This is a genomic window from Salinivibrio sp. IB643 (genome assembly GCF_001996105.1).
GTDB lineage: Bacteria > Pseudomonadota > Gammaproteobacteria > Enterobacterales > Vibrionaceae > Salinivibrio > Salinivibrio costicola.
The window spans coordinates 1-8,047 of sequence record NZ_MUFF01000047.1 but is presented as its reverse complement, the minus strand read 5'-3'; the positions used below and the strand labels follow the sequence as shown (position 1 = coordinate 8,047).

The window sequence follows — 8,047 nt, the reverse complement described above, 5'->3', positions numbered from 1 at the left end:
GCATTGGGTGTGATCGGTGACATCGTCCGCCATCATGCTGTCTTCGCCCAATACCACGCGGTATATCGCAAATTTAAAGCTGATATGGTCAAGTTTTGCCAGTTCACAAAAGGCGCGCAGTGCAGAGGCTTTAATGGTGGTGCGGCTGTGCTGTGCTTGTTCACTTTGGGTGGCCATGGCATCGGCAACCTGTTGGCCTTGTTCGCTGTATTGAATGGCTTCAGTGGCAAGGGTATCGGTGAGCGTGCACGCATGGCTGCTGCCCGCACGAATTTTTTCCACCAGCTGGGTAATATCTTGGGTGGCAGTGGACGTGCGCTCGGCAAGGTTGCGTACTTCATCGGCAACCACCGCAAACCCTCGGCCCTGTTCGCCGGCGCGTGCCGCTTCAATGGCTGCGTTTAACGCCAGCAGGTTGGTTTGATCGGCGACATCGCGAATTAAATTGACAATGCCACTCACCTCTTGAGCGTGTTGATCGAGCGAGCGAATCGCTTCCGACGATTGCTGACATTGCGAAGATAACGACTGCACATGGCGCGCAAGATCATTGACTTGCTCGGCGCATGATGCCGCTTGATGGCTCACGTCGGTCACACGCTCTTTTTCACCGTTAATGGTGTCCGCCAAGGTGGCCAGAGAGGATTGGGTGGCGTTGATCGAATCACCAAAATGGCATAAGTTGGYGTCGATCGCTTTGCCGGTTTGGCGTTTTTTCGCGACGGTATCCAGCTCTGCCTGCAATGCGCCTTTCTCTGCATTCAGCGCGTCGATGGTATGATTAATTTGCTCAATTTTTTGCTGCAGAGCAACCTGCTTTTGCTGCTCTTGTTCAAGTTGACGGCGAGATATAAACACGCAAAGCCCTCCATTGATTCGCTTTCTCCATTGTACGCTTTGTAAAACAATATATGCATGCAATAGATTAAACTGTGATCGCATTGACGCCAAGCGCCTGATTTACACTGTAAACCTGACGCAAATCACTTCATACTGCGATCACTGAAGTGAATGAGCGAAAATTTATGACCTTTTGGTTGCTTTTTAAACGTTGGATTATCAGCCGCTTCGCCCATTTGAACGGGCGTATGCTCGGCTTGGTGGTACTCGCCTATGGCGTGATTGGCTGGCTACTTTTATATGGGGCGGGCGAGACCGCGATGACCCAGTCGCTGAGCCGCTATGTGTATTACTTGATTGTGACGGCCTCGACCGTTGGCTACGGCGATTATTCCCCCGTTACTGAGTGGGGGCAATGGATCACGTCTTTTTGGATTATTCCCGGCGGCTTAGGGTTGTTTGCGGTGGTGATTGGGCATATCACAGGATCACTGGTGGATTATTGGCGACGCGGGTTACAAGGAAAACGGAGTATTAGTGTGAAAAATCATCTTCTTATCTTAGGCTGGAACGGACAACGTACGATACAGCTTATTCGTTTATTGCAAAGCGGAGTGCACGGTGAGCGCCCGATTGTGCTTTGTGCGCGCGCAGAAATCGAAAACCCACTGCCTGGMGAGGTGGAATTTGTGCGCGTGGCAAGTTTTACCGATRCTGAAGGCATTGCCCGCGCCAAGGTCGAGCATGCCTCGAGTATTATTATTGATAACCCAGAAGATGATATTACTTTGTCAGCGGCTCTGTTCTGCGCACATAAAAATCCGTCAGCGCATTTATTGGCGTATTTTCAAGATGATGCGATAAGCCAAATCCTCAAACAGCACTACCCGCATGCGGAATGTGTGCCGTCGGTGTCGGTCGAAATGCTAGCAAAAGCGGCGGTGGATCCCGGTTCAAGTCAGTTGCATCATGAGCTTTTGAGCACGTCACAAGGGATGACGCAATACTGTGCCCGTTATCCGAGCAACGCAACAGAAATCGATACCGGCGATCTCTTTGGTCAGCTCAAGCAAGAATATGACGCCACCTTAATTGGGATCGACCAAGGCCAAGGTATTGTTTTAAACCCGCCAGTGGGGACAAAAGTATTGCCGGGCGACCGTCTTTTTTATATCGCCGCCCAGCGCTTGCCGCATTGGTCCGCTGCGTAAGCACGCTATTTAATCAAATGCATTATTTAACGAGAGCGTACGATTCAACCATCGCATGCTTGGATAAATAAACACTCTCATCAGCGGGGTAGGCGAAAAAATGATGTACCGGCCCTGCCCCTCTTCCAACGGTTAACTGTTGGCTATGCGCTAAGGCGTCAGTGAGATAACGCTTAGCCGCTCGCCCGGCGTCAATGGGTGTCAGTCCCTGCGTATAAAACGAGGCAATCGCCGCCGACAGTGAACAGCCTGTGCCATGGGTGTTAGGCGTTTCAATGCGGCGCGCACTCAGGGTTTGGCACGTATCTCGGCTAATCCACACATCCAGACTCTCTGGCGCATGATGCAAGTGCCCACCTTTTAGCATCACATACGGACATCCGATCTTGCGCAGTGCCGGCACTAAGGCGTACATCTCCTCGGTGGTTGTCGGAACAGGACACCCGGTTAAACGCGCGGCTTCTGGCAAGTTGGGGGTTAAAATGGTCGCGCGCGGGATCAATGTATTGATCAGTGCATCCATGGCGTCATCATCTAATAACGGATCGCCGCTGGTGGCGATCATGACCGGATCGAGCACGACCGGTAAATGCGGGGAACGCGCGAGCACAGCGGCTACTTCGCGAATAATCGCTTGGTTGGCGAGCATGCCGATTTTCACGGCACGTACCGGCATGTCGTATAACACAGCATTCAGTTGCGCGCGAACAAACGCTGGGTCGACCGGCAAGACGGCCTCAACGCCACAGGTATTTTGTGCAGTTAAGGCGGTGATCGCCGAGCAGGCATAGCCGCCCGTGGCTGAAATCGCTTTAATATCGGCTTGAATACCAGCTCCCCCACCGCTGTCTGAGCCGGCGATGGTGAGAATAACAGGTGGTGATTGGTTCATATTGGCCCCTTAATCATGAGGGGCGGAAGGAGACAAAACCACGCACGATGGCGCGACCTTGTGTGCTGAGCACGTCAGTTCCCTCCGCCAGTGCTAACTGGATCAGGTTCTACGGGTCCTGCTTTCGCAGTCTCAGCAATTGCTTGCTCCCCGACTAACACGGTCAGAATATAAACCTTAGTGATAAAGCGCAAGGTTGAGGGCGCTAATTGCGCGTTTAGGCTATCTCATTATTATTGCTGGTTGCATTGCTATTAATGGTTGCATTGCTATTGATCGTCGCATTGCTATTGATCGTCGCGTTGTTATTAATGGTCGCGTTGCCTTGGTTGGCGGTTTTAAGCAGTTGTTCAAATCCCTCTTGGATTAGGGGCCGTGAGTATAAAAAGCCCTGCACTTGGTCGCAGCCAATGGTTTGTAGCACATACTGCTGGTCCTCTTTTTCRACRCCCTCGGCGACCACACCATGACCAAAGCCATGGGCCAAATCAATCACGCTACCCACCAAGTGCTTATCACTGGCGTTGGTAGCCAAGTCTTGGATAAAGCTGCGATCAAGTTTGACCCAATCGACCGGTAACTGTTTAAGGTAACTGAGTGAGCTATAGCCGGTGCCAAAGTCATCGAGGGCGATATGCATGCCTGCATCTCGCAATTGTTGTAGCTCTTTCAGTGCCACCGACATGTGCTGGATCAGTGCTGATTCTGTCACCTCTAATTGAATCAGATGCAAAGGGACATCAACTGCCTGGCACCGAGCTAAGACGCTGTCAGCAAAGCCGGGGCGAAACTGCTGGGCAGAAACATTGACTGACAGGTGAAAGCTATCGTTGATCAGTTTATTTTTTCGCCAACATTCAACCGCGGCTAAGGCCATCACCAGTACGTGGTCGCCCAGTTGGATCATGTCTGCGCTGCGTTCGGCGATGGGGATAAATTCCGCCGGACTGATGGCCCCAAGGGTCGGATGCTGCCAACGCAACAGCGCTTCCGCGCCTATCATCAAACCGCCGTCTAATCGCCATTTGGGTTGATACACCAGTGATAATTGTCCGCTTTGCAGTGCTGGCCCTAATTCGGTGCGAATCAAATGCGCGCGCTGAGCTTGGCTGTCAAGCTCGGGCTGATATTCGCCGATAAGTTGGTCATCCGTCGGAATCGCTAAAATGGCTTGACGAAATAGTTGCGCCACATCTTGTGTCTCAAGCTCTGTGCGGCTGATACCAATGTGGCAACGTAAAAACATTAAACGCCCATCGAGCGTGTGGTGTCCGCTGATCAACCGATTGATGCGCGCGGCTTTTTCTACGGCATGGTTATCGTGTTCTTCAATCAGCATCACCAGTCGTGTGCTATCCCAAACGCCAATGCGATGTGGGCGCGCCACTGTACTATTGGCTAGCAGATTGGCCACTTGTTTGTATAGTGCCTCTGTCATTAAATGGCCTTGGTGTTTGGTCACCGCTTCCATGCCATCTAAGGCAATCATCATCACAGTCACCGGCCCTTTGCTCAGCTGGCGCTCAGCGGCATCTAATAATGCGCGACGATTTGGTAGCCCGGTTAACGGATGGGTCAAAGAAAGCGCGCGTAAAGCCGCCGTTTGTTTGTTAACCAGCATTTGCAGCCGTGCCGCTTGATCGCGCTCTTTACGGGTTTTCAATTGCAGATGCAAAAGGTTTTGAATCCGTTGCAACACCTCATCGTGATCAAAGGGTTTGCTGATGTAATCAATCGCGCCACGGCATAACGCTTGGTTACGCAAATTCAGGTCATTATCTGCGGTGAGTACCATCACGGGCGGGCAATGCTCATCTAAAGCGTCATTAAGATCATCCAGCACCAGTAAGCCAGAGCGCTGCGGCATCCGCATATCGAGTAAAATCAGGTCGGGGACGGGGGAGAGAGCATCGGTAACAAGGCGAGGATCGGTGAGTCCATTCAGCTGTTGATAACCGGCTTGCTTGAGCATGGTAGACAGTAAGTGAATGTTTTCCGGTCGATCATCAATGATCAGTATATGTGCTTGTGACGGATCCTTTGTCATAGCCTCTCCTCTAATAATAATTGTATGGCCTCAGCCAAGTCCGCTGACGAGAGCGGCARCGATAAACGTCGTAATGTCGGTTTGTTATGTGGTTCGTCGCATGGGTTGTCAGTCAGAACAATGAGTGGTTTGTCGCCAAATWGTGCTTGTATTTGTTCGGGCGTTGCCGCAACGCTATCAGCCGCCATRATGACTAACGATGGCGGAGACGCGAGCGCAACAGCCTCAGCCAGTGACAGCCCATGCGCATGATAGAGTGTCAACATTGGCCAATCTTCAAAGCAATCGGTCATCAGGCGCTGRCGGGCATTGTTATTATCAATATAGAGCACGCGATGCGGCTGGCTCACGCGGAGACACGTACAACCTTGATCGTCAGGTCGCGTCGACGCTCGGTAAGGGAAAGTCACTGCAAAACAACTGCCCTTGCCTGGCTGGCTTTTTACTGACATTTCGCCTTGCATTTGCAAAACCAATTGATGGCTCACCGCTAACCCCACACCTGCCCCTTCAATCTGTGATTGTTCGGCGGCCAAGCGGTTAAAAGGCTCAAAAAGATGGTTTAACCGATTTTCAGCGATGCCGATCCCGGTATCTGATACAGAGATCGTCAAGGTTGACGATGGATGACTGGCTTCAACCCATACTCGCCCCTGAGGATGGTTATATTTAATCGCGTTGCTGAGTAAATTGATCAACACTTGTTTGAAACGGGTTGGATCCACATATAGGTCGCCACTCAGATCCGCGGGTAGGCAATCATCTAACTCAACGTGCTGCTGCTGTGCGAGCGGGAGTAGTGTTCGAACGGCATCACTGACAAGGGCGCGAACCGGATACCAAGTGACATTGACCACCGTTTTTCCTGCCTCAAGTTTAGCAAGATCCAGCACATCATTAATTAAGGTGAGTAAGTGGCGACCACTTTGGTGAATTTGATCGACATATTGCCGTTGCGTCTCCGTCAAGCGAGGAGAAGAGGATCGTTGTAGTAGTTGCGCATAACCGAGCACACTGTTTAAAGGCGTGCGCAGCTCATGACTCATGGCAGAGAGAAAATCACTTTTGGCTTGATTGGCGCGTTCTGCCTCGTGCTTCGCTTGCAGCAATGGTGTGGCATCATAGCCAACAGTCACAATGGCGTAAGGCTCTCCCTCTACGTGGCGAATAAGCGTTTTAGCGAGCTTAAAAGTCCGACCATCTCTTAATGTCACATCGACATGAACGGGTTCACCATCGAGCGTCAGTTGGTGATCAAGCGCATTGAGGGTTTCGCGCATTCCCTCAGGCAAGGCACCATGAATTGCCTCAGCAAGCTGTTCAACATGCTCGACATTTAATGCTTGTAGGCAGGCGTAATTTGCAAGCGAATATTGTCCGCCTAGCTCTCGGACAAAAACAGGATTGGCGATCGCATTAATAATGGTTTTGAGTTGATTGCGTTCGTGTTTAATACGCGTCTGAGCCTGAGTCAGCGCGCGCATATCAGACATAATGCCAATAAACTCTCGCCGGTCTTCAACCCACACTTCACTGACCGCAAGATGAATGGGGACCACATGCCCCGCTTGATGCCGTGCCTCAACCCGCCGGCCGGTACCGATAATGTTTGCCTGGCCTGTTGTTATATATTGCCGTAAATAATGGTCATGCTTCCCTTGGTGCTCCGGCGGCATTAAACAATCAACATTCTTTCCGATTAGCTGTTGCGGGTGATAACCCAATAATCGGTGGGTGAACGGGTTCGCATCTAAAATAATGCCGCGTTCATCAATCACCAAGATCGCGGCTGCCGCGCTGTCGACTAACGCTTGATAATGGGCTTGGGTCCCGCGTGTTCGGTTTGTGGTGATTGGTTCGCTGTCCATGCTCCCTGCCTTTGACCTATAAAAAACGCCCCATTGTGGGGCGTGTGACGGTCCGGCATGCATTGCCTATCCGTCGCTATCTTTTATAGTTTTTGACTAGCGCATCGACCTTTTTCAGGAACTGCTCTTTAAGGTTCTCATGCTCGTAGTCGAGATGATACGTATTGTGAAACCCCACACGTAACTGTACCCCATTTCCTGCTAAATAAATGGTATAGCCGTCATAATCTGAGAAAGCGTCAATGCCATCCAAGCGGTGTCCATCTTCTATTTTCTCACCAAACTCCGTGACTATCTCAAACGCGCGAAGCAGATGGGTCGGATCGAGTTCGTTTTTCACGCTTCCCTCCTGGCTATATTATCGAAATTGTGCGCCCCCTTTAGGTCGCATCGCACGACCACGCAGTGAGCCCGCTAATACCGGTGGGGCGGTGACACCCTGTCCCGGTACACCCAAACGATTGGGCCTTGCAATGATATCGGGCAAACTGGCCAATGTATCAAGGGTAGTGTCCGGACAGGCCTTTTGGATCCCTGTACCGTAATTATAGCCATAGTTAACACAAATCACTGGCGAGCCAGCAGCGCGAGCCGCATGCACATCGCTGACCGAATCCCCCACCACCAGCAGTTCCAAGGGTGAAACGCCAAGTATGGCGGCCGCTTCGTAAATACCGTCCGGATCCGGCTTGCCAACAGACATTGCATCGGCACCCAATATCCGGGTGAAAAAATGCCCAATGCCAAGTGCTCGCAGTAAGCTATTAGCATGCGCCGTTTGCATATCTGTGGTGCACACCATCGGGATGTGACGCTGCGATAAGGTTTCAAGGCACGCAAGCACGCCCGGATACAGTCGAGTTTTTGGCGGTTTACTGCCTAGGTATGAGGACAAAAAGAGTGCGCGCGCTTGGTTTAGCACGCGGGTCGATACGCGCCCGTCGATGTGTCGAGTTAACACGCGGTGGATCAATAAATCCGCCCCATCACCAATCCAATCTTTTATTGCATGGGGATCTTCATCAGGCAAGCTTAAGCCACGTAACATACCGCTAACCGCCTCATACAGATCGTCAAAAGGGTCTGCGAGTGTGCCGTCTAAGTCAAAGCATACCGCAGAGACGCTCTCTAACTTAACCATAAAAACCCCTTTTTATTCATTTAACCATAAAAACCCCTTTTTATTCAT

Annotated in this window: 7 protein-coding genes and 1 riboswitch; of the genes, 1 reads left to right on the top strand and 6 read right to left on the bottom strand. The window is 51.3% G+C overall.

Annotated elements, in window-relative coordinates:
• Nucleotides 1-858 (bottom strand): methyl-accepting chemotaxis protein (locus BZG77_RS15135; protein ID WP_077647646.1); only part of this gene is annotated, 858 nt, incomplete at its 3' end.
• 167 nt (nt 859-1,025) lie between these two features.
• Between BZG77_RS15135 and BZG77_RS13725 the strand changes: the two genes are divergently transcribed.
• A complete protein-coding gene (locus BZG77_RS13725) occupies nt 1,026-2,051 on the top strand; it encodes an ion channel (protein ID WP_077647645.1) in 1,026 nt (341 codons plus the stop codon).
• Nucleotides 2,052-2,073: 22 nt separating this feature from the next.
• Here BZG77_RS13725 and thiD read toward each other — a convergent pair whose 3' ends face one another.
• The 5 genes from thiD to BZG77_RS13700 all read right to left on the bottom strand — a co-directional run bounded on the left by thiD (nt 2,074) and on the right by BZG77_RS13700 (nt 7,999).
• The gene (gene thiD / locus BZG77_RS13720; protein WP_077647644.1) at nt 2,074-2,943 is read right to left on the bottom strand and encodes a bifunctional hydroxymethylpyrimidine kinase/phosphomethylpyrimidine kinase; all 870 of its coding nucleotides are present in this window, start codon (nt 2,941-2,943) and stop codon (nt 2,074-2,076) included.
• Between the two features lie 62 nt (nt 2,944-3,005).
• A riboswitch (TPP riboswitch) is annotated at nt 3,006-3,106 on the bottom strand.
• A gap of 54 nt (nt 3,107-3,160) precedes the next feature.
• Nucleotides 3,161-4,990, bottom strand: coding sequence for a putative bifunctional diguanylate cyclase/phosphodiesterase (locus BZG77_RS13715; RefSeq protein ID WP_077647643.1), 1,830 nt, complete (start codon nt 4,988-4,990; stop codon nt 3,161-3,163).
• The gene (locus BZG77_RS13710) at nt 4,987-6,858 is read right to left on the bottom strand and encodes a sensor histidine kinase (RefSeq protein ID WP_198532428.1); all 1,872 of its coding nucleotides are present in this window, start codon (nt 6,856-6,858) and stop codon (nt 4,987-4,989) included. The genes BZG77_RS13715 and BZG77_RS13710 overlap by 4 nt, the downstream gene beginning before the upstream one ends.
• A 76-nt stretch (nt 6,859-6,934) precedes the next feature.
• Complete coding sequence (locus BZG77_RS13705; RefSeq protein WP_025674936.1) at nt 6,935-7,198, bottom strand: DUF3081 domain-containing protein; 264 nt, start codon at nt 7,196-7,198, stop codon at nt 6,935-6,937.
• Nucleotides 7,199-7,216: 18 nt separating this feature from the next.
• A complete protein-coding gene (locus BZG77_RS13700) occupies nt 7,217-7,999 on the bottom strand; it encodes an HAD-IA family hydrolase (protein WP_077647641.1) in 783 nt (260 codons plus the stop codon).
• Nucleotides 8,000-8,047 lie beyond the last annotated feature (48 nt).